Origin of the sequence: Billgrantia sulfidoxydans, assembly GCF_017868775.1 — a bacterium.
GTDB lineage: Bacteria > Pseudomonadota > Gammaproteobacteria > Pseudomonadales > Halomonadaceae > Halomonas > Halomonas sulfidoxydans.
This window is the reverse complement of sequence record NZ_CP053381.1, coordinates 1,544,743-1,569,351: the sequence shown is the minus strand read 5'-3', so window position 1 is coordinate 1,569,351 and position 24,609 is coordinate 1,544,743. Positions and strand designations below refer to the sequence as shown.

Annotated in this window: 24 protein-coding genes and 1 other RNA gene; 13 read left to right on the top strand and 12 right to left on the bottom strand. The window is 66.9% G+C overall.

The genetic code is table 11. The features are described from left to right. Positions 1–17: 17 nt before the first annotated feature. On the bottom strand, positions 18–497 hold the full coding sequence (locus tag HNO51_RS07355) for a hypothetical protein (protein WP_197450417.1): 480 nt from the start codon (positions 495–497) through the stop codon (positions 18–20). An 85-nt stretch (positions 498–582) separates the two neighbouring features. On the opposite strand from HNO51_RS07355, the gene HNO51_RS07350 reads away from it, so the two are divergent. After that, entirely contained in the window at positions 583–2,673 is a 2,091-nt protein-coding gene (locus tag HNO51_RS07350; RefSeq protein WP_197450416.1) for a S9 family peptidase, read from the top strand. 51 nt (positions 2,674–2,724) lie between these two features. Here the strand turns inward: HNO51_RS07350 and HNO51_RS07345 are convergent, their stop codons facing one another. From HNO51_RS07345 to HNO51_RS07310, 8 genes are all read right to left on the bottom strand, one after another. Continuing rightward, entirely contained in the window at positions 2,725–3,657 is a 933-nt protein-coding gene (locus HNO51_RS07345; protein ID WP_209538856.1) for a hypothetical protein, read from the bottom strand. Between the two features lie 222 nt (positions 3,658–3,879). Beyond that, positions 3,880–4,329, bottom strand: a complete 450-nt coding sequence (locus tag HNO51_RS07340; RefSeq protein WP_197450414.1) for a YcgN family cysteine cluster protein — start codon at positions 4,327–4,329, stop codon at positions 3,880–3,882. Positions 4,330–4,331: 2 nt separating this feature from the next. Next, positions 4,332–4,643, bottom strand: a complete 312-nt coding sequence (locus HNO51_RS07335; RefSeq protein WP_197450413.1) for a YcgL domain-containing protein — start codon at positions 4,641–4,643, stop codon at positions 4,332–4,334. Beyond that, positions 4,640–5,770: a ribonuclease D gene (rnd, locus tag HNO51_RS07330; protein ID WP_197450412.1), complete on the bottom strand. Its 1,131-nt coding sequence runs from the start codon at positions 5,768–5,770 to the stop codon at positions 4,640–4,642. The genes HNO51_RS07335 and rnd overlap by 4 nt, the downstream gene beginning before the upstream one ends. Positions 5,771–5,806: 36 nt before the next feature. After that, positions 5,807–6,412: a recombination mediator RecR gene (recR, locus tag HNO51_RS07325; RefSeq protein ID WP_197450411.1), complete on the bottom strand. Its 606-nt coding sequence runs from the start codon at positions 6,410–6,412 to the stop codon at positions 5,807–5,809. Continuing rightward, positions 6,412–6,738, bottom strand: coding sequence for a YbaB/EbfC family nucleoid-associated protein (locus HNO51_RS07320; RefSeq protein WP_149329092.1), 327 nt, complete (start codon positions 6,736–6,738; stop codon positions 6,412–6,414). The genes recR and HNO51_RS07320 overlap by 1 nt, the downstream gene beginning before the upstream one ends. A 37-nt stretch (positions 6,739–6,775) precedes the next feature. Next, positions 6,776–8,773, bottom strand: coding sequence for a DNA polymerase III subunit gamma/tau (gene dnaX / locus HNO51_RS07315; protein WP_209538855.1), 1,998 nt, complete (start codon positions 8,771–8,773; stop codon positions 6,776–6,778). 177 nt (positions 8,774–8,950) lie between these two features. Next, entirely contained in the window at positions 8,951–9,895 is a 945-nt protein-coding gene (locus HNO51_RS07310) for a LysR family transcriptional regulator (protein ID WP_209538854.1), read from the bottom strand. A gap of 112 nt (positions 9,896–10,007) precedes the next feature. Between HNO51_RS07310 and HNO51_RS07305 the strand changes: the two genes are divergently transcribed. The 9 genes from HNO51_RS07305 to HNO51_RS07265 all read left to right on the top strand — a co-directional run bounded on the left by HNO51_RS07305 (position 10,008) and on the right by HNO51_RS07265 (position 18,443). Next, entirely contained in the window at positions 10,008–11,357 is a 1,350-nt protein-coding gene (locus tag HNO51_RS07305; RefSeq protein WP_209538853.1) for an aminotransferase family protein, read from the top strand. A gap of 24 nt (positions 11,358–11,381) precedes the next feature. Continuing rightward, a complete protein-coding gene (locus HNO51_RS07300; protein ID WP_209538852.1) occupies positions 11,382–12,083 on the top strand; it encodes a CoA transferase subunit A in 702 nt (233 codons plus the stop codon). Beyond that, complete coding sequence (locus HNO51_RS07295) at positions 12,073–12,726, top strand: 3-oxoacid CoA-transferase subunit B (protein WP_197450406.1); 654 nt, start codon at positions 12,073–12,075, stop codon at positions 12,724–12,726. The genes HNO51_RS07300 and HNO51_RS07295 overlap by 11 nt, the downstream gene beginning before the upstream one ends. Further along, positions 12,726–14,009: an ArgE/DapE family deacylase gene (locus tag HNO51_RS07290; RefSeq protein WP_209538851.1), complete on the top strand. Its 1,284-nt coding sequence runs from the start codon at positions 12,726–12,728 to the stop codon at positions 14,007–14,009. Before HNO51_RS07295 ends, HNO51_RS07290 begins: the two co-directional genes overlap by 1 nt. After that, positions 14,006–15,196 (top strand): acetyl-CoA C-acyltransferase, encoded by a 1,191-nt coding sequence (locus tag HNO51_RS07285; protein ID WP_197450404.1) that lies wholly within the window; start codon positions 14,006–14,008, stop codon positions 15,194–15,196. Before HNO51_RS07290 ends, HNO51_RS07285 begins: the two co-directional genes overlap by 4 nt. 173 nt (positions 15,197–15,369) lie before the next feature. Next, positions 15,370–16,173: a transporter substrate-binding domain-containing protein gene (locus HNO51_RS07280; protein WP_234283515.1), complete on the top strand. Its 804-nt coding sequence runs from the start codon at positions 15,370–15,372 to the stop codon at positions 16,171–16,173. 73 nt (positions 16,174–16,246) lie between these two features. Next, positions 16,247–16,903 carry an amino acid ABC transporter permease gene (locus HNO51_RS07275; protein WP_197450403.1) on the top strand — a complete coding sequence of 219 codons (657 nt, stop codon included), beginning with the start codon at positions 16,247–16,249 and terminating at the stop codon, positions 16,901–16,903. Positions 16,904–16,976: 73 nt separating this feature from the next. Further along, a complete protein-coding gene (locus HNO51_RS07270) occupies positions 16,977–17,630 on the top strand; it encodes an amino acid ABC transporter permease (RefSeq protein WP_197450402.1) in 654 nt (217 codons plus the stop codon). Positions 17,631–17,642: 12 nt separating this feature from the next. After that, positions 17,643–18,443 carry an amino acid ABC transporter ATP-binding protein gene (locus HNO51_RS07265; RefSeq protein ID WP_302925422.1) on the top strand — a complete coding sequence of 267 codons (801 nt, stop codon included), beginning with the start codon at positions 17,643–17,645 and terminating at the stop codon, positions 18,441–18,443. Between the two features lie 91 nt (positions 18,444–18,534). Here the strand turns inward: HNO51_RS07265 and HNO51_RS07260 are convergent, their stop codons facing one another. Continuing rightward, on the bottom strand, positions 18,535–18,840 hold the full coding sequence (locus tag HNO51_RS07260) for a hypothetical protein (RefSeq protein ID WP_197450401.1): 306 nt from the start codon (positions 18,838–18,840) through the stop codon (positions 18,535–18,537). A gap of 272 nt (positions 18,841–19,112) precedes the next feature. Next, positions 19,113–19,209, bottom strand: an RNA gene (gene ffs / locus HNO51_RS07255) — signal recognition particle sRNA small type. Positions 19,210–19,420: 211 nt separating this feature from the next. On the opposite strand from ffs, the gene HNO51_RS07250 reads away from it, so the two are divergent. Together HNO51_RS07250 and HNO51_RS07245 are read left to right on the top strand one after the other, a co-directional pair. Then, the gene (locus HNO51_RS07250; RefSeq protein ID WP_197450400.1) at positions 19,421–20,644 is read left to right on the top strand and encodes an ATP-grasp domain-containing protein; all 1,224 of its coding nucleotides are present in this window, start codon (positions 19,421–19,423) and stop codon (positions 20,642–20,644) included. Between the two features lie 43 nt (positions 20,645–20,687). Then, positions 20,688–22,739, top strand: coding sequence for a hypothetical protein (locus HNO51_RS07245; protein ID WP_209538850.1), 2,052 nt, complete (start codon positions 20,688–20,690; stop codon positions 22,737–22,739). On the opposite strand, the gene HNO51_RS07240 is transcribed toward HNO51_RS07245, so the two are convergent. Next, a complete protein-coding gene (locus tag HNO51_RS07240; RefSeq protein WP_209538849.1) occupies positions 22,733–23,779 on the bottom strand; it encodes an AbrB family transcriptional regulator in 1,047 nt (348 codons plus the stop codon). The genes HNO51_RS07245 and HNO51_RS07240 overlap by 7 nt on opposite strands. A gap of 62 nt (positions 23,780–23,841) precedes the next feature. Here HNO51_RS07240 and HNO51_RS07235 point away from each other — a divergent pair, with 62 nt between their 5' ends. Beyond that, positions 23,842–24,606: a TlyA family RNA methyltransferase gene (locus HNO51_RS07235; RefSeq protein ID WP_209538848.1), complete on the top strand. Its 765-nt coding sequence runs from the start codon at positions 23,842–23,844 to the stop codon at positions 24,604–24,606. Positions 24,607–24,609 lie beyond the last annotated feature (3 nt).

Genomic DNA, 24,609 nt, shown 5'->3' with positions numbered 1-24,609 from the left:
CTCCCCATCGGGGCTCCCTAGCCGAGTTTCGGCTCCCGGCGCTCGTGCTGCCGGCGCAGCTGCTCGCCAGACCGGCCATTGCGCCTGCTGTTATCGTGCGACTCGTCGTCGTTCTGCTTGCGCTTTCCCTGCCCCCCTGCGTCGGGCGTGGCCTCCCTGCGCAGCAGCCATGCCTGGAGAATGCCCACGGCGATACCCAGCAGGGCTCCGGCGCCCACCAGCAGGCCGGACGAGACCAACCCTGAAACGTTGCGCTCGAGCAAGGCAACGGCCGCTACCACCACCGCCGGTGCCATGCCGGTATAGAACTCTCCCTCCTCCACCAGCGGCAACCGGAACCGGGTCGGCATCAACAGGATGCCCGCCACCATCCAGGTGATCGGCAGGCGCAGCAGGCGCGGTAGGAAGGCCAACCCCAGGTAACCGGTCACCAGCACGACCAGCGACAAACCCAAGTAGGTCAGCCATAGTAGGGACATCGAATCGGATGTCAGCATCGATACCTCGTTCTCGCGTCACGATTCGCCCCTTGGCGGATCGTACAGGATGGAAAGTCACCTTGAGTATGGTACACGCGCCCCAATGAAAGCACAGCCGCCACATCGTCCGTTTCCCGCTGCGCCTCACACCGAGCCCCTCCCTTCGCCGGTCGAACGATTTCGACGCGCCGAGGACCCCGAGTGGCATTGGTTGGAGGAGCGCGACGATGACCGCGTTCAGGCCTTCCTCGAGGCCGCCAACGAGGAATCCCAGGCCTGGATGGCACCACTCGGGAGCCTGATCGAGCGGCTCTACCACGGCCATCTCGCACGTCGCGAACTGACCGTTCACGGCCTGCGCACCGCCCTGGATCACTATACCTACTGGAGCGAGACGGCGGCCGATGCCGATTACCCGGTGTGGTGGCGTCACCCCAACGGCCAACCAACGCAAGCGAGCGTCTTTCTCGATCTGCAGGCTCGTGCCACGCCGGACCACTACCTGGAGCTGGGCGACATGGCGCTGTCGCCGGACGAACGCTGGCTGGCCTGGACCGAGGACACCAGCGGCGACGAGCGCTTCTCGCTCTATCTCAAGGCGCTGCCCGACGGCGAGCCATGCCGGCTGCTGGAGGAGATCGGCCCGGAGCTGACCTGGGCCGAAGACAACGCCACGCTGTTGTTCACCCGCTACGATGCCACCCAGCGGCCAGACAGCATCTGGCGCCTGCCGCTCGCGCAGGGCCAGGCCGGCGAACCCTCGCTGGTACTGCGCGAGGGGGACCCCGAGTTCTGGCTTGGCCTGGGCAAGACACGCTCGCGCCAATGGCTGGTGCTGGAGAGCGCCTCGAAGGACACCAGCGAATGCCACCTGCTGCCGGCACTGTCGCCAGGACAGGCGCCGCGCTGCTTCCGGCCGCGGGAGAAGGGCGTGGAGTACGGACTGGAGCACCGTCCCGGTCATTTCTACATCCTGCACAACCGCAACGGCCCCCACTTTCGCCTGGACGTGGCCGACGAACACGACCTCGACGCCCCGTGGCGACCGCTGATCGGCCACCGCGACGACACCACGCTCGAAGACGTCGAGGCCTTCGATTGGGGCCTGGCCATCACCGAGCGAGACCACCACGAGGCACAGGTTCGTATACGCATCGTCGAACTCGACGCGAGCCATTCGCCGCGACGCGACGAACGCCTGCCGCTGCCGGAATCGCCTTGCAGCGTAATGTTAGGCGACGTGCCGCATTTCGACAGTCGCCGGCTGCGCCTGCGCGAGGAGTCCTTCGTCATGCCGGTACGCTGGCTCGAGCACGACCTCGACAGCGGGGAGCGCCGGGTGCTGAAGACCCAGCCGATCCACGGCAACCTGCAGCCGGCGGACCTGTGCTGCGAGCGCATCTGGGCACGCGCCCACGATGGCGAGCGGATACCGGTGTCGGTGGTCATGCGCGCCGACCTCGCCGGCCATCCCCTGCCCACCCTGCTCTACGGCTACGGTGCCTATGGCGAGGTCCTCGACCCCTGGTTCTCGGTCGCCAGGCTCGAGCTGCTCGCGCGCGGCGTCGCCTTCGCCGTCGCCCACGTACGCGGCGGCGGCGACCGCGGCGAGCCCTGGTACCTCGCTGGCAAGCTCGAGCACAAGGAAAACAGCTTTCGCGACTTCCTCGCCGCACGCAACGCCTTGGTGGAGAAGGGGTTCAGCGACGGCGAACGGATCGCCGCCTATGGCGCCAGCGCCGGAGGGCTGCTGGTCGGCGCCAGCCTCAACCTGGCCCCCGAAGCCTTCTGTGCCGCGGTGCTCGATGTCCCCTTCGTCGACGTGCTGCGCACCATGGAGAATCCCGACCTGCCGCTGACCACCGCCGAGTACACCGAGTGGGGCAACCCCCACGAGCCCGACGCGCGCAAGCGCATCCGCGCCTACTCGCCGCTGGACAACCTTTCCCCCCAGCCCTACCCCGCCCTGTTTCTCCAGGGCAGCTGGCACGACTCCCGGGTCCCCTACTGGGAGCCAGCCAAGCTCTATGCGCGGCTGACCGAGATGGGCACTGCGCGGGGGCCGATACTGCTGCGCACAGACATGACCGCCGGGCATGGCGGCGCCTCGGGCCGGTTCAAGGCGTGGCACGACAATGCTCGCCAGGACGCCTTCATTCTCTGGGCGCTGGGGCTCGACGACAAGGAGCCTTGACCGTAAGCAAAAGACCCGGCCGAGGCCGGGTCTTCACGTTGGGATGAACGCTCAGGCGCCGCCACCCCCGGCACCCCCGCCGCTGCCGCCACCCGAACCGCCGCTGTCACCGCCACCGGAACCGCCGCTATCCCCGCCGCCGGAACCGCCGCTGTCACCGCCACCGGAACCGCCGCTATCCCCGCCACCGGAGCCGCCGCTGTCACCGCCACCGGAGCCGCCGCTATCCCCGCCACCGGAGCCGTCACCGCCACCGGAGCCGCCACCGTCACCGCCACCGGAGCCGCCACCGTCACCGCCACCGGAGCCGCCGCCGTCACCGCCACCGGAACCACCGCCGCCGCCTTCACCTCCGCCGTTTCCCGTCCCGCCGGAGCCGCCGCCGATATCATCGCCGCCGCCATTGTCCCCGCCGCCGTTGTCGCCGCCGCCGTTGTCGCCGCCGTCGTTGTCCCCGCCGTCGTTGTCGCCGTCGTCATTGTCGCCGCCGCCGTTGTCGCCGTCGCCGTTGTCGCCGCCGTCGTTGTCCCCGCCGTCGTTGTCGCCGTCGTCATTGTCGCCGTCGTCATTGTCGCCGTCGTCATTGTCGCCGCCGTCGTTGTCGCCGTCGTCGTTGTCGCCGTCGTCGTTGTCGCCGCCGTCGTTGTCGCCGCCATCGTTGTCGCCGCCGCCGTTGTCGCCGCCGCTGCCACCACTGCCGTTATTGCTGGGTGGCGAGGTGCGCGTGCTCACCAGGCCACCCTCGCCGCCCACGGAGCCGTCCAGCCCCGCCCCCAGCCCCCCGGCTCCCGGCGGCGGCAGCCACTTCAGCAGCTCTTGCAGCTCCTCATCGCTCAGCACGACGCCTTCATTGAAGAGCGCATGCCAGCGCTCGGCCATGGTCTCGTCGCTGAGCGGCTCGCTCCAGAGCGGCGCCTGTGCCAGGACGTTCGTCGTCATGACGCCAAGCGCCAGGCCTGCCGTCGTCATCCATATCCGTCTCATGTTCCCCTCCCATCAACCTTGCCCAGGCAGCCGGGCCATTCGCATTGCCCTCTGAAAGAAACATAAAATTACAGATGGCAACACTCAGCATCATGGCGAACGGGAGAAATGGCTATAAGCCACTCGCGTGAAAATGCCGTAGCAGGCGACTGATGAGAAAGCGAAAGGCGATGGGTGAGGCGCAGGCTCGAAAAGTACCAGGCACCTCGAATCCTGGAGGGATCAGCCGTCAATCGGCAGTATGGCGATGATGTGGTCTTCCAGCGCGTCCTCGGGAACGTCCCGCTGGGAAATGGCGAAACTGCGCACGCTGATCCCCTTGCGATGCACCCGCTCGGGGTCGCCGCAGATCAGCGGGTGCCAACCGGCGAGCCGACGCCCTTCCGCAATGCGGCGGTAGGCGCAGGACTTAGGCAGCCAGCGGAATTCGTCGACACGCTGTGGCGTGAGCCGGGCGCAGTCGGGCACCCGCGCCTGGCGGTTGGGGTAGTCGCTGCAGCGACAGCTGTGGATATCCAGCAGCTCGCAGGCCACGCCGAGCACGGCGAGATCGCCGCTGTCATCATCCTGGAACTTGAGCAGGCAGCACTGGCCACAACCATCGCACAGCGCTTCCCACTCCTCGGCGGTGAGCTCCTCGAGATCGAAGCGCTCCCAGAAACGCTCACGCATGATCAGTAGCGTGCCTCGGTGGGGGTCCGGTAGAGGTCCAACAGGTACGCCTCCTTGGCCGGCGGCAGCTGGAGGTAGTACCCCTTGTCGCGAATCCCCGCCATGATGTCGCTCGCCTTGGCTCGCGCCAGCGTCTTCTCCGGCGTCAGGACCAGGGTCATGGCCGGGACCGGCTTGCCGAAGCGTTCGAGCAGCGCTTCGGGCACCTCGGCCAGGCCGCGGCGCTTGTCCACGTAGAGATACATCTCTTCCTTGCGCGAACTCTTGTAGATCTCGCACAGCAGCTTGTCGCCTTGCATACGGTCGTCCGTCATTCGGCTTTCACCTCGTCCAGTGCCTGTACCAGGGGAGCCGAGAGGCAGTCGCCACGCCAGCCGCCGGGAAGGGGTAGCGGTTCGGCGGCCAGGTCGGCCGCAATCAGGGCTTCGAGGTCACGCCGGCGCATCAGCACCTCCGGCGCCACCCCCAGCCTCTCGGCACGTTCGTTCACGACGCGCTTGAGTGCCTTCATGCGACGCTTGTACTCCGCTCCCAGCGGTGACGGCTGCGCCGGCGGCAACGCCTCGGCCTCGCACTGTCGCGCCTGCTTCACCAGTGCCAGCAGGGTGTCGCCATCGCGCTTGATCTGGCTCGGCTTGATGTCGTCGATCCCGGCGAGCTGATGGCGATTCTCGGGCATGCGCTCGGCAATGCCGTAGAGCACCCGGTCGTTGAACAACCAGCCCCGTGGCAGGTTGCGTCGCCGGGCTTCGCCCTCGCGCCAGGTGGTCAGCAGCCGGTAGGCTTCGACCTGCCGGGGCGAGAGCCGCCACAGCTGGCGGTGGCGGCGGTACCACTGCCCGTCCGCCTCGTCGCTGCGCAGTGCCTGGGCCAGCAGCTCGCGGCAGTCGGCCTCCAGCCATTCGCGCCGCCCCTGCCGTTCCAGCGCATCGCGCTGGTGCTCCCAGACCCTGAGCAGGAACACCACGTCGAGAGCCGCGTAGAGGCATTGGGCCTCGCTCAGCGGACGCTGCAGCCAGTCGGAACGGGTCTCGTCCTTGGGCAGCGTCTCACCGGTCCAGTGCTGTACCAGGCGCTGGTAGCCCATGGCGGGATCCTCCCCCAGCAGGGCCTGGGCCACCTGGGTATCCACCAGCGGGGCCACCGTCACGCCTGCCCAGTGCGCCAGCACCTCGAGATCCTCGCTGCTGGCATGCAGCAGCTTCAGCGGCCCCTCGCCCAGCAGCCGGCGAAAGGCATCGGTGCAGCCGACCGCCAGCGGGTCGACCAGCCAGGCCGGGCCACCAGCGGAGAACTGGATCAGGGCCGGCACCGGATGGAAGGTCTTCTCGCGGAAGAACTCGGTGTCCAGCGCGATCACCTCGGCCTGAGCCACCTCGGCGCAGGCGGCATCCAGCGCCTCGGGCGTATCGATCCAGCGTATCTCGGGGGTCAGGGTCATGCGTTCGTCCAGCTGGGTGAAGTCAGGGTAACGGCGTCAATCGCCGCGAAACGGCAGGCGCCCGTTGAAGGCACGGCTGAGGGTGCCGCCGTCGACATACTCGAGCTCGCCCCCCATGGGCACCCCATAGGCCAGCCGCGAGAGCGTGACGCCGTGAGGCATGAGCTGGGTGGCGATGTAGTGCGCCGTGGCTTCGCCCTCCACGGTGGGGTTGGTGGCCAGGATCACCTCGCTGACGCCACCTTCGGCGATACGCGCCTCGAGCCGGTCGAGACCGATGTCCTCGGGGCCGATGCCATCCAGTGGCGAAAGATGGCCGTGAAGGACGAAATAACGCCCGCGGTAGCCTCCCGCCTCCTCGATGGCCAACTGGTCGGCCGGCGACTCTACCACGCACAGCAGGGCATCGTCGCGCCTGGCGCTGGTACACAGGCCGCAGACCTCCTCCTCGGTGAGGGTGCGGCAACGCCGGCAATAACCCACCTGCTCGAGAGCCTGCGCGAGCACGTCGGCCAGGCGGCGCCCACCGTCGCGGTCGCGCTCGAGCAGATGCATCGCCATGCGCTGCGCGGTCTTGGGCCCCACGCCCGGCAGCACCCGCAGCGACTCCATCAATCTCTCGACAAGAGGGGAAAAACTCATCAGAAGGGCATCTTGAAACCCGGTGGCAGGTTCAGCCCTGCCGTGGCCTCTTCCATCTTGGTGCGCGAGGTCGTCTCGACCTTGCGCACGGCATCGTTGACCGCCGCGGCCAGCAGGTCCTCGAGCAGCTCCTTGTCCTCCTCCATGACGCTGGGGTCGATGTCGACCTTGCTCACGTCGTGGCGGCCGTTCATGGTGACCTTGACCATGCCGGCGCCGGCCTCGCCGGTCACCTCGGCCTTGGCGATCTCCTCCTGGACACGCTGCATCTTCTGCTGCATCTCCTGGGCCTGCTTCATCAGGTTGCCCATTCCACCTTTCATCATGATCGTTCCTCTCGATTGGCAAATGAAACCGCGGGTGTCAGGCCCTTGGTGCCGTTTCCGCCGGCTTGACGGTCGTTTCGATCAGGCGTGCACCGAAAGTGTCCTGGAGCTGCCTGACATGCGGGTCGCGCTGCAGGGCCGCCACGGCCTCGGCGTGGCGTTCGGCGGCGATCCGATCGGCGCGCTGCCGGGGCGTTTCCACCTGGGTGGGCAAGGCCCCGGGCTCGATGACGAGCTGCCGCGCAATGCCGATGCCCGCCAGCGCCTCCTGCACGCGACGCACGTGGATCTCGGCGTTCATGGCCTCTTGCGACGGGTCCAGGCGCAGCGTCAGCCGACGGCCGTCATCGGCTTCGACCACGCAGTGGGCGGCGAGGTTGCGTGTCAGCCCACCCAGCCCGAGAGATTCGAAGTCCTGCAGCCAGCGGTCATGGTCGAACCGCTCCCCGGGGGCGGCAGCCGACGGTGGCGGCGTTGCGGCGACCGGGTCGGGGGGGGCGAGGCCGGGATTCGGCGCCTCGAGGACGGCGGTATCGCCCTCTTCCATGCGTGACACCGTGTCCTGAGCGGCGGCGGGAGGGGGCGCAGACGCCTGCTCCCTGGCGTCCGGCTCCGCGACAGGCGTTGCCGCGCGGGAGACGACGGGGGCGCTCGGCGCGGGCGCGGCGGGTGCCTCGACGGGCTCGTCCGGCACCGGCAGGGCGGGCTCCTCCCAGGGCGGCGGCGGTTCGGGCGCCCGCTCGGCCTCGGCGTCCGCCAGCGGGGGGCTCGGCGCCGACGTCGGCTCGGGCTGACGCGACGCGGCGGTGGGCGTCCCCCCCTCCCCGCGGGCCTCGGCCGGCGGCTCGCCCTCCCCGCCCGCGGGTGCGGCGGGCGTGCCGCCACTGCCCGCGCCACGCAGCGGCAGCGGTGTCTTCGCCGGCTGGGGCACGCCCTGGGGGCGGAAGGCCAGCATGCGCAACAGGGTCATCTCCAGCGCCGTGCGCAGGTCGGGCGCGTGGGTCATGTCGCCACGCCCCTGGATGCCGATCTGGTAGTAGAGCTGCACGTCCTCGGCAGTGAAGCGCGAGGCCAGGGCCAGCGCCGTCTCGCGATCGCCGTGGCCGTTGTCCACTGCATCCGGCACCATCTGCGCCACGGCCAGGCGGTGCAGCACGGCGGTCATGTCGTCGAGCACCGCGGCGAAATCCGGCCCCTGCTCGGCCAGTTGGCCAATCTCGGCCAGCAGCCGGGGGGCGTCGACGTCGGCCAGGGCCTCGACCAGCGCCAGCACATGGCGGTGGTCCAGGGTGCCGAGCATGGCGGCGACATCGGCATGGCGGACCTGCCCCTGGCCGAAGGCAATCGCCTGGTCGGTCAGGCTCATGGCATCGCGCATGGAGCCGTCGGCGGCACGGCCCAGCAGCCACAGGGCGCTCTCTTCGAAACCGATGCCCTCGGCTTCGAGCACCTTGGCCAGGTGGCCGACGATGCGCTCCGGCGGCATGTTCTTGAGCGTGAACTGCAGGCAGCGCGACAGCACCGTGGCCGGCAGCTTCTGGGGGTCGGTGGTGGCGAGCAGGAACTTGACGTGGGGCGGCGGCTCTTCCAGCGTCTTGAGCAAGGCATTGAAGCTGCTGGTGGAGAGCATGTGCACCTCGTCGATGAGGTACACCTTGTAGCGCCCCTGGGTGGGGGCGTACTGCACGTTGTCGAGCAGCTCGCGGGTGTCCTCCACCTTGGTGCGCGAGGCGGCGTCGACCTCGAGAAGATCGACGAAGCGGCCTTCGTCGATGGCTCGGCAGCTGTCGCACTGGCCGCAGGGCGTGGAGGTGATCCCGTCGTCGCCGTGCCCCTTGGCGGTACAGTTGAGGCACTTGGCGAGTATTCTTGCCAGAGTCGTCTTGCCGACGCCTCGCGTGCCGGTGAACAGGTAGGCGTGGTGCAAACGCCCTTGGTCGAGGGCGTTCACCAGCGCACGCTGGACGTGCTCCTGGCCGACCAGTTCATGGAACGTACGCGGCCGCCACTTGCGGGCCAGAACCTGATAGCTCATTGCAGCACGAATTCCTTGCAGCGGGGCTGGCGGGCAGCCGGTCGGAGCAGGGCCTGCTTCGCCCCGGCGAAAGTCCGGTCGACGCGCCGAACGCGAAAGTCCTCATTCTACCGGCTGTGGCCAAAGGCGCAAAGTTCGCCCCTTCGCGGTACGCCTGCCTGCACCGCGGCCGGCAGGCTATGGCTCCCGGCTCAGCGCGTCGTCGAGCGCCATGGCCGGATAGGTCCCGAGCAACGCCCGGGCGCGCCGGCGCAGGAAGTCGAGCACCTTGGCCTGTTTCCAGTTGTCACGGTAGATCAGGCCGAAGCTGAAGGTCATGGCCGGCGAGAAGGGGCGCATCACCACGTCGTCTCGGGGAGCGAGCTGATCCTGGGCGGTGATCGGGTTCATCACCGTGATGCCGACATGGCTGGCCACCAGAGCGGGGATGGTGCCGATGTTGGCCTCTGTCTTGCCGGCGATCCGCACGCGGTGCTGGCTGGCCAGCTCCAGCAGCGGGTTGGTGCTGATGCTCGGCTGGTTGCTGATCACCAGATGCTGGTCGCGCAGGTCCTGCACGTCGACGCGCTCGCGAGCCGCCAAGGGATGTTCCCGTGGCATCAGGCACAGCGCCTCGGTGGTGAACCAAGGCTCCACCCGCAGCACCCGCGATGTGATCGGCAGGGTGACGAAGCCAATGTCAGCGTGACTCGACTCCACTGCCAGTTGCACCTCGTGGCTCGACATCATGTCGAGGCTGACGCTGAACTGCCGGTTCTCCGCCAGCAGCGCCGCCACCAGCCGCGGCACGAAGCCGAACGACAGCCCGGGGACTGCGGCGATGCGCAGCCGCGAGGTACCGAACTCCTTGAGCGCCAGCACGCTGTGGCGCAGCTCCTCGATGTTGCCCATCAGGCGCAGGATCTCATCGTAGAGTTCGCGTGCCTCGGGCGTCGCCACCAGGCGGTTCTTCTCGCGCAGGAACAGCTGGATGCCCAGATTCTCCTCGAGCTGGGCCAGCGAGCGGCTCACCCCCGACTGAGTGATGCCCAGAGTGCGCGCCGCCTGGGAGGCGGTACCCGCCTCGAACAGGGTCTTGAAGATCGCCAGCGCCTTGAGCGAGTGGATATTGACATCCGCCATGACCAAAACTCATCGAATTCAATAAAAAGATCATATATTGAAATACTTGGCTTTCGCTACATAGACTGCTGAACAACCGTTCACCGACACATAATGATAACGAGCGAGCCAAATGGACCCATCGCCTCTGTTCTACCAGGCCGGCCCCACCCTGCCCGAAGTCAGCCACGCCAAGGGCGTCTACCTGTGGGATGAGTCCGGCCGCCAATACCTGGATGGCTGCTCCGGCGCCATCGCCTGCAACCTCGGCCATGGTCGGGCCGACATCCGCGACGCCATGCTTGCCCAGCTCGACCGGGTCGCCTTCACCTACCGCACCCAGTTCGAGAATGCCCCGGCGGTCGCCCTGGCCGAGACGCTGGTGACCCTTACCCATCGTCAGTTGGAGAAGGTGTTCTTCGTCTCCAGCGGCTCGGAGGCGGTGGAGTCGGCGCTCAAGCTGGCGCGCCAGTACTTCGTCGCCCGGGGCGAGCCGCAGCGCCAGCGCTTCGTCTCGCTGCGCCCCTCCTATCACGGCAGCACCCTGGGGGCGCTGGGCGTGACCGGCTACGAGCCGCTGGAAGCCCCCTTCGCCGACATCACTACCGCGTCGCTCAAGGTGCCTGGCCCCGATTTCTTTCGTCATGGCGACGCCGACGACGCCCGGCACGTGGCACGGGTGCTGGAAGAGACCCGCGCCACCATCGAGGCCACCGGTCCCGAGACGATCATCGCCTTCGTACTCGAACCGGTGGGCGGCGCCAGCACCGGCGCGCGCCTGCTCGACCGGCGCTACCTGGAAGGCATTCGTGCGCTGTGCGACGAGTTCGGCTGCCTGTTGATTCTCGATGAAGTGCTGACCGGCGTCGGCCGTACCGGGGCCTGGTTCGCCTACCAGCACTACGGCGTTACGCCCGACCTGCTGGCCACCGCCAAGGGGCTCGGTGCCGGCTACTACCCGGTGGGGGCGGTGCTGTCGCGTGCCGATATCGTCGAGACGGTCATGGCCTCTGGCGGCTTCCAGCACGGCCATACCTATGCCGGCAACCCGCTGGCCTGCGCCACCGGGCTGGCGGTGATCGATGCCATGCAGCGCGAGCACGTGCTCGACAACGTGGCGGCCCGCGGCCGCGAGCTGAAGGAGGGACTGCAGGCGCTCAAGGCCCGCTTCCCCTGGGTCGGCGACGTGCGCGGCCTGGGGCTGCTATGGGGCGTGGAGCTGGTCGCCGATGCCGATACCAAGGCGCCCTTCCCCGCCGAGCAGAACCGCTTCGCCCGCATCACGGCGCTGGCCAGGGAAGAGGGACTGCTGATCTACCCACGGCGGACACTGAACGGCGTGGCCGGCGACCACTTCCTGGTCACCCCGCCGCTGACCATCGACGCCGCCGACACCGCCGAGCTGCTGCTCCGGCTCGAACGCACCATGCTGCGCTTCGACCGCGAGGTGACCGCCTCGAACGCCAAGGCCGCGACACCCTGACCGCCAGATGGAAAAGGCACCCTCATGACGCTTCTCAATCAGAAACATCGCGACATCGACGAGGCCATCGCCGCCATTCCGCACGGCGCCTCGATCATGGTCGGCGGCTTCGGCTCGCCGGGCACGCCCTTCGCCCTGGTCGACGAGCTGCTGGCCCAGGGCCAGCGCGACCTCACCCTGATCAAGAACGACGCCAACGAGCCGGGCATCGGCATCGGCAAGCTGATCGCGGCCGGTCGGGTGCGTCGCCTGATCACCTCGCACATTGGCCTCAACCGTGACGCCATCGCGGCGATGAACCGCGGCGAGCTGGAGGTAGAGCTGTTCCCTCAGGGGCTGCTCGCCGAGAAGATCCGCAGCGCCGGAGCCGGCCATCACGCCTTCATCACCGACATCGGCCAGGGCACCGAGATCGCCGGCAAGCGCCGCGAAATCGAGCTGGATGGCCGCACCTGGGGCATCGAGCCGGCGCTCTACGCCGATTTCGCCCTGGTCCACGCCGAGCGCGCCGACCGCTACGGCAACCTGATCTACCGTGCCACTGCGAGCAACTTCAACCCACTGATGGCCATGGCCGCCGATACCGTCATCGCCCAGGCCTACCGGGTCGACGAGCCCGGCAGCCTGGTCCTCGAGGCGATCCACACCCCCTGCGCCTTCGTCAGCCAGGTAGTGGAGGTCGCTCGCGACACCAGCGAACAAGGGAGGCGCGCCCATGTCGGCTGATCAGCAACGCATCCTCGCCCGCGCCGCCCGCGAGGTGATCCCGGGGCAGATCGTCAACCTCGGTATCGGCCTGCCCACCCAGCTGTTCCACTACCTGCCCGACGAGATGGAGGTGCTGGTGCACTCCGAGAACGGCGTGCTGGGCTGTCGTCCACGTCGCGACGACGAAGCTCCCGACTGGGACATGATCGACTCCGGGGGCGCCTACATCGCCACCCGCCCCGGCGCCAGCGTGTTCGACAGCGCCATGTCCTTCGCCATGATCCGCCGCAGCCGCGTAGACCTCACCTTCATGGGCGCCTTCGAGGTGGATGAACTGGGCAACCTGGCCAACTGGAAGATCCCCGGCAAGTTCTCGCCGGGCATCGGTGGCGCCATGGAGCTGGCGCAGAAGGTCAGGCGCCTGGTGATCCTGTGCTCGCACAACGACAAGCACGGCAACCCCAAGATACTCAAGCGCTGCCGCCTGCCGCTCACCGCCGAGCGCTGCGTGTCGCGCATCGTCACCGACAAGGCGGTGCTCGACGTCACGCCGCAAGGGCTCGCCGTGGTGGATATCGCCGATGGCTTGAGCGTGGCCGAGCTGCGCGAGGCCACCGAAGCCGAGCTGATCGTCGACGAGCGTCGACTGGGGAGATTCTGATGCTGAGCGCCATCGAGCAGCGCATCGTCGCACGCTGCGAAGCGCTGATGGACGACACCCTGGCGCTGACCCGCGACCTGGTGCGCGGCTATAGCGTGCTGGGCGAGGAGCACGGCGCGCTGGAGACGATGGAGCGCTGGTTCGAGCGCCTCGATCTGCCGGTCACCCGGGTACCGCTGGATGCACCCGGCTTCGCCGACCATCCCCATCGGGCCCCCGTCGAATGGGACTGTGCGGGACGCTACAATCTGTTGGCCCGGCTCAACGCCGACGCTCCGGGGCCGCACCTGGTGCTCAATGGCCACCTCGACGTGGTGCCCGCCGAACCCACCCACATGTGGACCCGCCCGCCGTGGGAGCCCTGGGAGCAGGACGGTTGGCTCTACGGGCGCGGCGCCGGCGACATGAAGGCCGGGATCGCCGCCATGACCCTGGCCGTGCAGGCGGTGCGCGAGGCCGGCGTGGCCATCGACTTCCCGCTGACCCTACAGACGGTGATCGAGGAGGAGTGCACCGGCAACGGTGCCCTGGCCTGCCTGCACCAGGGCTACAGCGGCGACTTCGTGCTGATCCCCGAGCCCTTCGGCCCCCGGATCTATGCCGGCCAGGTCGGAGTGCTGTGGTTCCGCATGCACCTGGAGGGGGTGCCGGCCCATGTGCTCGACACCCGCGCCGGGCGCAACGCCATCGAGACCCTGGTCGAATACCTGCCGGCCTTCAAGGCGCTGGAGGCGGAGATCAACGGCCTGCCGCGCCAGGCCCCCTACGACGCCCTCGACAGCCCCTTCAACCTCAGCATCGGCAAGATCGAGGGGGGCAACTGGGCCTCCAGCGTGCCCGCCCATGCCCTCCTCGAGGGCCGCGTCGGCTTCCCGCCGGGCATGATGCCCGACGAGGTGATGGAGCGTGTGCGGCGGTGCATCGCGGCACGCCACGCCGAGCTTGCCGATGGTAGCCCCGCACCCCGGGTGGAGTTCCATGGCTTCCGCTCCGAGGGTCACTTAATCGACCTCGAGGCACCGGGCATCGCCCTGCTCTCGCGCTGCCACCGGGACCTGCTCGGCGAGCCGCCGGCCACCTACCTCTCCACCTGCACCACCGACCTGCGCGCCTTCCACGTCAGCGGGCGAATCAACGGCACCTGCTACGGGCCGGTGGCCCAGCGCATCCATGGTGTCGACGAGTGCGTCGAGATCGACTCGATCCGTCACGTGCTGACCACCTACGCGCTGTTCATCCATCGCTGGGCGGAGATGGCCAGAGCCGCAGGAGATCGTTCATGAAGGAAGCGTATCTCGTCGACTACGCCCGCAGTGCCTTCACCCGCGCCCACCCGCGCAAGCCGGAGGTGGACGGCTGGGCCGAGACCCGCGGCGATGCCCTGCTCGCCCGGGTGATCGACGCCCTGCTCGAGCGCGGCGGCCTCGCCCCCGACGCTGTGGAGGAGTTCAGCATCGGCTGTGCGTTGCCGGTCAAGGAGCAGTGGAGCTTCGGCGGCCGCTACCCGCTGTGGCTGTCACAGCGGCTCGGCCCGCAGGGCCGCGCGTGTGCCAGCCGCCAGATCGACCAGCAGTGCGGCTCGGGGCTGGCCGCCCTGCGCAGCGCCGCCCGCGAGATCCAGGCCGGCGCGGTGGAAGTGGCCATGGCGGGCGGTTTCGAGAACATGACCCGCGTGCCGATGGGCCCCGCGCTGTTCAAGGAAGGCGTACTGACCACCCCCGCTACCCTGCAGAACGCTCCCTGGCTCGAACTCGACGTGGCGCTGAACATGGGCCTTACCGCCGAGCGCCTGGCGGCATCGACCGGCATCGCGCGTGAGGAGATGGACGCCTTCGCCCTCGAATCCCACCGCCGCGCGGCGCGGGCCGAGGCGGAGAGTTGCTTCGACGGCGAGCGTCTGGCACTGGCCAACCCCGCCGGTGAAACGATCGTGCGAGACGCCAACATTCGGCCCGACACCAGCGCGGAACGGCTCGCCGGGCTCGACCCGGTGTTTCTCGAAGGCGGCCGGGTCACCGCCGGCAACAGCTCGCCGCTGACCTCGGGCGCCGCCGCCACGCTGCTGATGTCGGCAGCTGCAGTAGAGCACCATGGTGCCAGGCCGCTGGCCCGCATCGTGGCATTCGCCGATGTGGGCGTGGCCCCGGAGTCCATGGGCGCCGGAGCCGCCGCGGCCGCCGAGCGAGCACTGGCCCAGGCCGGCCTGCGTCCGGAGCAGATCGACGCCTGGGAGATCAACGAGGCGTTCGCCGCCGTGCCGCTTCACGCCATGCGCCAGCTCGGGCTCGACCCCGCCAGGGTCAACGTCTGGGGCGGCGCCCTGGCCCTGGGCCACCCGCTGGGGGCCACCGGCGTGCGCCTGGCCGGCACCCTGGCGCGCATCCTCGCTCACGATGGCGGTCGCTTCGGCTGCGCCACGGCCTGTGTGGGTGGCGGCCAAGGCATCGCCGTGATCCTGGAGCGCATGTGACGGCACGGTCAATGCTTGCTAGGCTAGAATATTTGAATTTAGCAATATAACAGGAAGCAATAAGGCCGCGAGGCCCAGAACCGCTGCGATGGACGGCAGCAACGGCGAGGCATGCCGCGACGCTGCATGTGCTGCAAGCCCGCAGACATACACCAACAAGAGCAGGAATCGACATGACAAATCACAACAAACCGTTCCACCGTTCCATGATCGGGGCCATGACACTGATCGGCGCCGTTTCCCTGGCCAGCCTGCCGGTCCAGGCGCGAGATCTACCCGAGATCCGGGACGACGTCTTCCAGGTGGCCAACTCCGGCGCCTATCCTCCCTTCAGCTATGTCGACACGTCCGGCAACCTGGTCGGCTTCGATGTGGATATCGCCAATGCCCTGGCCGACAGGATGGGCGTCGAGGCCAACATCCAGACCTCGCCGTGGAACGGCATCGTCGCCGCCCTGGCCGGCGGCCGCTTCGACGCCTGCATCTGCAGCATGAGCGTGACGGAAGAGCGCGAAAAGGCCGTGGACTTCACCGACAGCTATTACCGTTCGGGACTCTCCATCTGGGTGCAGGAGGGCACCGACGACGTCAACGGGATCGACGACTTCGAAGGCAAGAACGTCGGCTCCACCCTCGGAGAGACCGGCAATCAGTGGGCCACCGAGCATGGCGAAGGCAAATGGCGCAACCAGACCTTCCAGGGCCTGCCCGACATGTTGAACGCGCTGACCACGGGACGCATCGACGTCATGGTCGCCGATGACATTCCCGTCTACGTGGCGCTCAACGAGCAGGACCTCGCCATCAAGCAGGTGGATGTCGGCGAATTGCCCAGTTGGCCCGCGGCCATTTCCATCCAGAAGAACACGCCGGAGCTGAAGGAAGCGCTCAATACGGCACTGGCCGAGATCAAGGCGGATGGCACCTACCAGGGGATCGTCGACAGGTGGATCGGCGAAGGGGTCGAGTTCGACTGAAGTTTCGTGCGCCGGCAGGGCACGAGCCCTGCTGGCCCGAGGGGTTCATACACAATAAGAGGTCGAGGGGACCATGGACATCAACCTGATGATGGAGATAGCGCCACTGCTGGTGAAAGCGGCGTGGATCACCATCGACATATCGGCTCGAGGCCTGTTCTTCGGTTTCTTCATCGCCTCGGCGCTGGTGGCGTTTCGCACCTCACGCCATCTTCCCGTTCGCTGGCTGGCCCGCACCTACATCAGCGTCGTCCGCGGCACCCCCTATTTCGTCCAGCTGCTGCTGGTCTTCTACGGCGGACCCGCGATCGGCCTGCGCCTGGATCCTTTCACCTGCGGCGTGGTGGTCGGTGCCTTCAACATCGGCGCCTACATGAGCGAAGCCATTCGCGGCGCCATCGAATCGGTCGACAGCGGGCAGGATGAGGCCTCACGGTCGCTGGGGTTTGGCCGCTTAGCCACGCTACGCCACATCATCTTGCCTCAGTCGGCGGGCCTGATGATTCGCTCCATCGGCGTGCTCGCCATCATCCTGGTCAAGAACTCGTCGTTGGTCTCCATCATCTCCGTGGTCGAGCTGACCTACCAGGCCCAGCGCTTGACCGGGTCCACCTACAAGCCCCTGGAGGTCTTCTCGCTCAGCGCGCTGATGTACATCGTCATCATCTACGCGGTGATGGGCATCGTCGAGCTCCTCTACCGTCGCGCCACGCGATACACCTATCTCTAGGGCATTGAACACGCAATGGAACCGATGCGCCGATAGCGCCGCCGGACAATGGAACCACCAGGGTTAAGCCGCCATGGAATTCGATTTCAGCCCCGTCATCACCTATTTTCCGATTCTCATCAAGGGCATCGGTGCCACACTCCTGATCGGCGTGGTGGTCGCCCTTCTGTCGATCATCGGCGGCCAGCTCGTCGCCGTGATCTCCCTCTACACGAGAAAAGCCGTGAGCTGGCCGCTGCGTTTCCTGATCTGGCTGTTCATGACCACCCCACTGCTGCTCCAGCTCTACTTCCTGTACTTCGGTATCGGACAGTGGGTGTTGATCCCCGCCATCGCGGTAGGCGTGCTGGGACTCGGCTTTCACTACATGGCCTACAACGCCGACATCTTCATCGCCACCATCAAGTCGGTCTCGAACGGTCAGTACGAAGCCTCGCGCTCGCTGGGCTTCGGCCATCTCGCCACGCTCTTCCACATCATCATTCCACAGGCGTTCTATCGCGCCATTCCTCAGCTCGGCAACAACATGATCATCATGGTCAAGGACATCTCGGTGCTTTCCGCCATCGGCATCGCCGAGCTGGTCTACCTCTCCCAATATGCCATCAGCGTGACCTTCCGGCCCTTCGAGTTCTATATCACCATCGCGGCCATCTACTACCTGATCAACATTGTGATGGAAACCGGCCAATCGTGGGTGGAGCGCCGTGCCGCCATTCGTAGATAACAAGGACCTGACATGACAACAGCAACAACAGACACTCCCATGGTGGAGCTCAAGGGCGTCAAGAAACGCTTCGGTGACCTCGAGGTGCTCAAGGGTATCGACCTCAAGGTCGAACGCGGCAAGATCATCTCGATCATCGGCCCGTCGGGATCGGGGAAGAGCACGCTGCTTCGATCCATCAACTATCTGGAAGTGATCGACGAGGGCAGCATTCTGCTGGATGGCGTCCAGGTCAACCGGCCGGACCTGAAGGGTCTCGCCTTCGAGCGGCACATCAACCACATCCGCCAGAACATGGGCATGGTGTTCCAGCACTTCAATCTGTTTCCGCACCTCTCGACGCTCGACAACGTGACCCTGGCGCCGAGGAAACTGAAGGGGATGGACGCCAGGAGCGCGAGGGAGCTGGGCATGGAGCTTCTGGAGCGCGTGGGACTGGCCGACAAGGCCTCGGCCTACCCCAGTTCCCTGTCGGGCGGACAGAAGCAGCGCGTCGCCATTGCACGCGCCCTGGCCATGCAGCCCAAGGTCATGCTGTTCGACGAAGCGACCTCGGCGCTGGACCCCGAGCTGGTGGAAGAGGTGAACCAGGTCATGAAGCGCCTCGCCGAAGAACACATGACCATGCTCATCGTCACCCACGAGATGGCCTTCGCCCGCGACGTCTCCGACTGGGCCATGTTCATGGACGGCGGCGTGGTGGTCGAGGAGAACACCCCCGAGCGCCTGTTCACCCACCCCGATCAGGATCGCACCCGCCATTTTCTGCGCAAGCACCTGGCGAGCCAGACCGCGGCGCAAGCACTCCCCTGAGCCGCCGCCGCGGCGCCGCATACGGCAGCGGGGAGGCCAATGGCCTCCCCGCTACTGGATTATCCTGCCGCCCGGCTGAGGGTTGCCCGACTCAGGCGCAGTCCGCCGCCCCTTGGCCGAACATGTCGAACAGCAGCTCGCGCCCCATGGCGCTCAGCACGAAACGTCCCTGCTCGTTGTAGACGGCGGCCTCGCTGCTCTCCAGCACGCGCTGGCAGGCAGGCCACTCCTGGGAGGCTTCGCGCAGCTGGCGCAGGGCGCGGCTATCGAGACCGCGGAAGGGAATGGTGATGGTCTCCAGCACGTGGCCCTGCTGGTAGAGCAGGAAGGCGGCGTTCGACAGGCACTGGCGCAGGCTGCGCTGGATGCCGGCGTTGGGCGTGGTGTCGATCTGCATGGTGCACTTCCTCTCGCAAGGGGTTTGCTGCGCCGCATGATACCACTAAAGTCTAATTCTACCAAGGTCTAACAAGCCAGGCGCCCCGCTCTCGGCTCAACGCCCCGGGAACGAGACATGCCGGCTCTTTCCGGCAGGACGCACGCACGACGCCATGCCGTGCAGGACGGCCGAAGAAGATCGAGAACAGCGAACACCGCAGTGTGATGTGATCGGACGATCGAGAATGAGGAGACAGCGGGTGCACGGGCGGGAGGCCGAAATGGAGGCGGCCCCGACAGCCACATCCCGGCACACGCGGCCACCACTACCGTTGCTCCCTTCCGGGCCTGGCGGGGTTTGCGGTTTAGCGTTGCGGGAGGACCGACGAGGCCACCACGACACGAAGCCTTGAGGCTTCGAACCCGGCGTTGCATCAATGGCTTGCCGAGTGCGCGTGCACTATACCAGTGGCCGCTCAGGCCGGCAAGCGCGCCTGAAAAGCCCGGGGGTGCCAAACCATGTGTAACGTTGATATTTCGTGTAGGGTTAAGAATAAGCGAGGCACAAGCACGACAACCAAACGCTCAGGAGGGGCACCATGAATAAAGATCCCAACAAGGGCTATATTGCGCTGCTTGGCTGGAGTCTCAACGCCATCGAAGCCGCCGAGAACTTCGACCGTCGCTATATCGTCGTGGCTCCCGAGTGGGCTGAGGAGTACTGCCAGAAGCATGATATACCCCATATTTCATGGAATTTCGAACGGCTCAACGATCGCTCGATGGAGATCGCCGAGACGCTCAAGGAGCGGGGCGTGGACGTGGCGATCCCGCTGTTCGAGGAGACCGTGGAATGGGCCGGCGCCATCAACTCGGTGCTGCTCGACAAGCCGCGGCTCTACGGACAATCGCTGCTGCTGCGCGACAAGGCGCTGATGAAGCGTCGCGCCCAGCTTGGCGGCATCCGCGTGGGCATCTTCGAAGAGGCTCACGACAAAGGTGACGTCATACGCTTTCTCAAGCGCGTCAACCAGACGCTGCTCAAGCTCGACGGCGATCCCAACGACCCTATCCACCTGAAGGCCTTCGACAAGGCCGGCTGCCTGGGGCACCGGGTGATCCGCACCCCCGACGAGGTCGATACGATTCCCGACGAGGAGTTCCCCGTGCTGATGGAATCGCACCTGGACGGCTGGGAGTTCGCCGTGGAGGCGTGGATCCACGACGGCAAGATCGCCTTTCTCAACATCTCGGAGTACGTCACCCTGGGCTACTCCGTTTTCGTTCCCGCCTCGCCGGAGCTCGAGCAGTACCGTCCCCAGATCACCGCCCAGATCGAAAAGCTGATCAAGGCCTTCGATATCGATTTCGGCCTGATCCATCCCGAGTACTTCGTCACCAGCGACGGCGAGATGTACTTCGGTGAAGTCGCCTATCGCCCGCCGGGTTTCAAGGTGTTCGAGCTTCTCGAGCGGGTCTACGGCTTCAATGCCTACCAGGCCAGCATGCTGGTGTTCGATCCGAAGAGTACCGCCGAGGAGGTCAAGGCCTTCTTTCCCAAGGAGGTGGAAGATGCCAAGTGCTATGCCGGCTGCTTCGGGGTCTACCCACGACGTCGTGTGGTCAGCCGCCTGGAGATTCCCGAGGAGGTCGAGGACGACCCCTACTTCGAGTCCCACGAACTGACCCCGCCCCTGGAGGAAACCGTGACCAAGCGTACCGCCTTCGGTACCCATTGGGGCCTGATCTACTTCAAGGGCGACGATCCGCATCGACTGCGGGATCTGCTCAAGCAACAGGAAGAACTTGATTTCTACGTCTGAGCAAGGCGTCATGGATGGAACAGTTTGAAGACAAGGAGTCGGCGTGGCCAACAACCGCGACACGCAGGATAACGGCCAGCCCCCGGCGAGCGATGAAAAGCTGCAGGGTCTGCTGGCTCACCTGGACGAGGCAATCGCCCTACTCGGCGAGGCGCGAGATTTCGCCAAGCCCGGCAAGCTCCCCCGCGTTCTGGACACGGCTCGCCGCGTGCTGCTCCAGCCGGGTGGCGCGGCGGCCCTGGAGTCTCGTGCCAGGGCGCTGGAAGAGGCCGGCGTGTTCCTCGATTCGGATTGGGCCACCCCGCAGTATCTGCTGCCCTACCTCACCACCTATTCGCTCAAGAGCGCGGAAGCCAATACCGTGGTGATCGAGGCATTGAGCGAGCTCAGGCTGCTGGCGGTGGCCAAAGGCGATTACTCGCACACGCTGATCTCCGCCGAGCAGGCCCACCACTACCTGACCCAGGTGATGGCCCTCAACCTGTGGCTGCTGTTCAGCACGCCCAGCGAGGCCGAGCGGGAAACCCAAGGCCGGCTGGCGCAGATTCCCCGGCATCTGTTTCGCCATCTGGCCGAGCGCATCGGCTACGAGCACATCATCGACAAGCTGATCGAGGAGATCTGGCGCATTCTCCAGCAGCGCCCGATCCAGGTCGACTCGGTCAAGCAGATGATCACCCAGATCGCCATCTGCCAGGCCGACCCCGATATCGACTTGGGCATTAGCGGCCAGGGCGCCGATCGTCTGGTGAGTTCGCTCTACGGACCGTCCCAGGGTTGTCGCGAAGACCCCGGGCTTGAGGTGTATCGTGAGCGCTTGGCAAGCATGGACAATGCCGCCCTGCAGGGCGAGGCCACCGGCTTTGCTCGGGCCATGCACGATACCGGGCTGGTGTCACCTTACCATCCGGTGCTGTTAAGGCACCTCGTCGACCATAATGATCACCTGCTTGCCGAGGCATTGGGCCTCTCCTCGACCGGGCGCGACTGCCTGATGTGCTATCGAGAGCTGGTGCATGCATTGATCCGCAGCGCGGTGCATCCCCCCACGTCACAAGCCGTCTACGGCCTGGCGCTGATGCTGGAGCGCGGCATCCTCTACCAGCCCCCCGTGGCGCCTGCCCTGTGGCGGCAACTGGGGCTGTCGCTCTCCGAATGGTCCCAGGCACGACTCAACCTGGCCCTGGGGGAAGCCGTCTCGCCGCGGGCTCGCCTGCTGGAAGGCGTACTGTGCATGCTCGGACTGCCACTGGGCGTGGGTCAGGGCAACAACCCGACCTGCCAGTCGGCACGGGCGCTCTCCATGTGGGCCTACAACGACCCCGACTACCTGCTGCAGATGGTGGCCTGGGCGGCCCGCGACGACGAGATCGTCATGCATTTCGAGGGCGAGGCCATCTCCTCGATGGCGAGTCTTGGCGGCGTAGCCCAGAGCCTGCCCATGGACCTCGATCCGGTGTCGCTGATCGTGGTGCCACATCTCGACCGCATCTATGCGGAAATGGGCAGGCGCTGCGCCGATCGCGAAGGCGACCCGCATCGCTGGGTCAATCCGGAATTTCACGGCTGGTGGTCGGGCCGTGGCTTTCGCATCAACGTCGATGTCGCCACCGGCCAGCTGCATGAACTGGAAACTTTCCTGCGCCACTTCTACGCCAGCTACCACCCCTACTACAACGGCAACCAGCCGCTCATCCATCCACAGCCGGCAGGTATCGCCGTCACCGACAGCGCGGCGCGGTTCATCGGCTGGCATGCCATCACCATCCTGCGAGTCTCGCTGGATCCGTCGGACGTGATGCGGGTCTATTTCTACAACCCGAACAATGATAGCGGCCAGGACTGGGGCGATGACGTACGCGTCAGCACCGCCGGAAACGGCGAGCGCTTCGGCGAGGCCTCGCTACCCTTCGAGCAGTTCGCCTCGCGTCTCTACATCTTCCATTACGACCCGCTGGAGCGCGGCGAGCTGGCCCAGATCAGCCAGGAGGAGCTCGACCGGGTGACCCAGTACATCCACCGCAGTTGGGGCGCCGACCGTATCCCCTCGGCGGATTTCCAGGCCGATTCCGGCCCGCGCCCGCAGGATTACTGATCGAGACGCACTGACAGCCAGCGCGCCCAGAACGGGGCGAACAGCATCAGGGCCACCATGCGCAACAGGTGGTGGAAGGCCACGAAGACCGGGTCCAGGTCCAGCGCCACCGCCAGGATCGCCATCTCGCCGATGCCGCCGGGCGCCAGCGCCAGCAGCGCCACGTCCCGCGGCACACCGACCCAGCGGTGAATCAGCTCGGCGAAGCCGGCGAGCACCGCCAGCGCCGCCAGGGTGGCGACGAAGGCCTCGAACAGGTAGCGCCCCAGCCGCGCCGAGGAGAGCCCGCGGAAGCGCGAGCCGATGGCACAGCCCAGCACCCAAAGCATCAGGTTCATGCCCACATCCGGCAGGCCGAGGCTGGCGATGCCGAAGCCGGAGAGCGCGCCGGCGAACAGCAGCGGCGTCAGCAGCGTCGGCGAGGGCAACCGCAGCCGGCGGCCCAGCGGCAACAGCAGCGGCAATGCCAGCAGCATCCAGAGGGACGAGGGTTCTCGGTCCACGGCGGCGGCCACCTCGGCACCGCTGGCCCCCTCGAAGAGCCAGAACAGCGGCGGCAGGAGCAGCACCACCAGCACCACGCGCAGCGACTGGGCGACGGCGATGCGTCGCGGGTCGCCGCCGCACGTCTCGCCCATCAGGATCATCGCCGTCATCGCGCCGGGCGCCGAGGCGAACCAGGCGCTCACCGAGTCGAAGCCGCAGCGCCGGTACCAGGCCGCTGCCGCCGCCGTCGAGGCAGCCACGCCGAGCAGCAGCAGCGCGGCGGAGAGCGGCCAGTCGAGTACGCGCTCGGCCAGCTGCGGGGTCACCTGGCTGCCCAGCACCAGGCCGAGCACGCCGAGGAAGACTTCCCGCAGCGGCTCGGGGACGCCGACATCGACGCCCCTCGCCGAGACCACCAGGTTGGCCACCAGTGGGCCTAGCATCCAAGCCAGCGGCATTCCGATGAGCTGGAACACCACCCCACCCAAGGCGCCGATGCCCAGAGACCTGGCCAGTGCCTTACCTATGGTGCGTTCCACACGGCTCCCTTCCATTAACCGGCTAACGAAACGAGTATGCCATAATGCCCGCCCCGCGTCTGACTGCCGGAGTCGCCATGCCCCGCCTCGACCAACTGCTCGTTTCCCAGGGCCTGGCCCGTTCGCGCACGCGTGCCCAACGGCTCATCCGCCATGGCCGGGTGAGCCTGGCGGAGACCGGGCGAGTGCTGCACAAGCCGGGGGAGAAGCTGCCCGAGGAAACCCTTCTGGTAGTGACCGAGGATCCCGAGGAGCGCTACGTATCACGCGCGGGCCTGAAGCTGGAAGCGTTGATCGAGGCCTTGGGCATGACGCTGGAAGGCAAGCTGGTACTCGACGTGGGCCAGTCCACCGGCGGCTTCACCGACTGCGCCCTGGCCTTCGGTGCACGCCACGTGATCGGTATCGAGGTGGGCCATGGCCAGCTCGACGCCGATCTGCGCAACGACACCCGCGTGACCTGCCTGGAGGGACTCAACGCCCGTAGCATGGCCGGCGAGCCCCGCCTGCGCGAGGCGCTCACCGCCCAGGGTGCGGCGGCACCCGATCTGGCGGTGATGGACGTCTCGTTCATTTCGCAGACGCTGATCCTGCCGCAGCTCGCCGCCCTGCTGCGCCCGGGTGGCGAGCTGCTGAGCCTGGTCAAGCCGCAGTTCGAGGTGGGTCCGGGCGGCGTCAACGCACGCGGCATCGTGACCGACCCGCGGCGCTACGGCGAGGTGGAAGCCGCCATTCGTGCCTGCTGCGACGAGCTGGATCTGGCGATACGACACTGGCAGCAGAGCCCGATCACCGGCGGCGACGGCAACCGGGAGTTCCTGCTGCACGCGGTGAAACGCTGACGG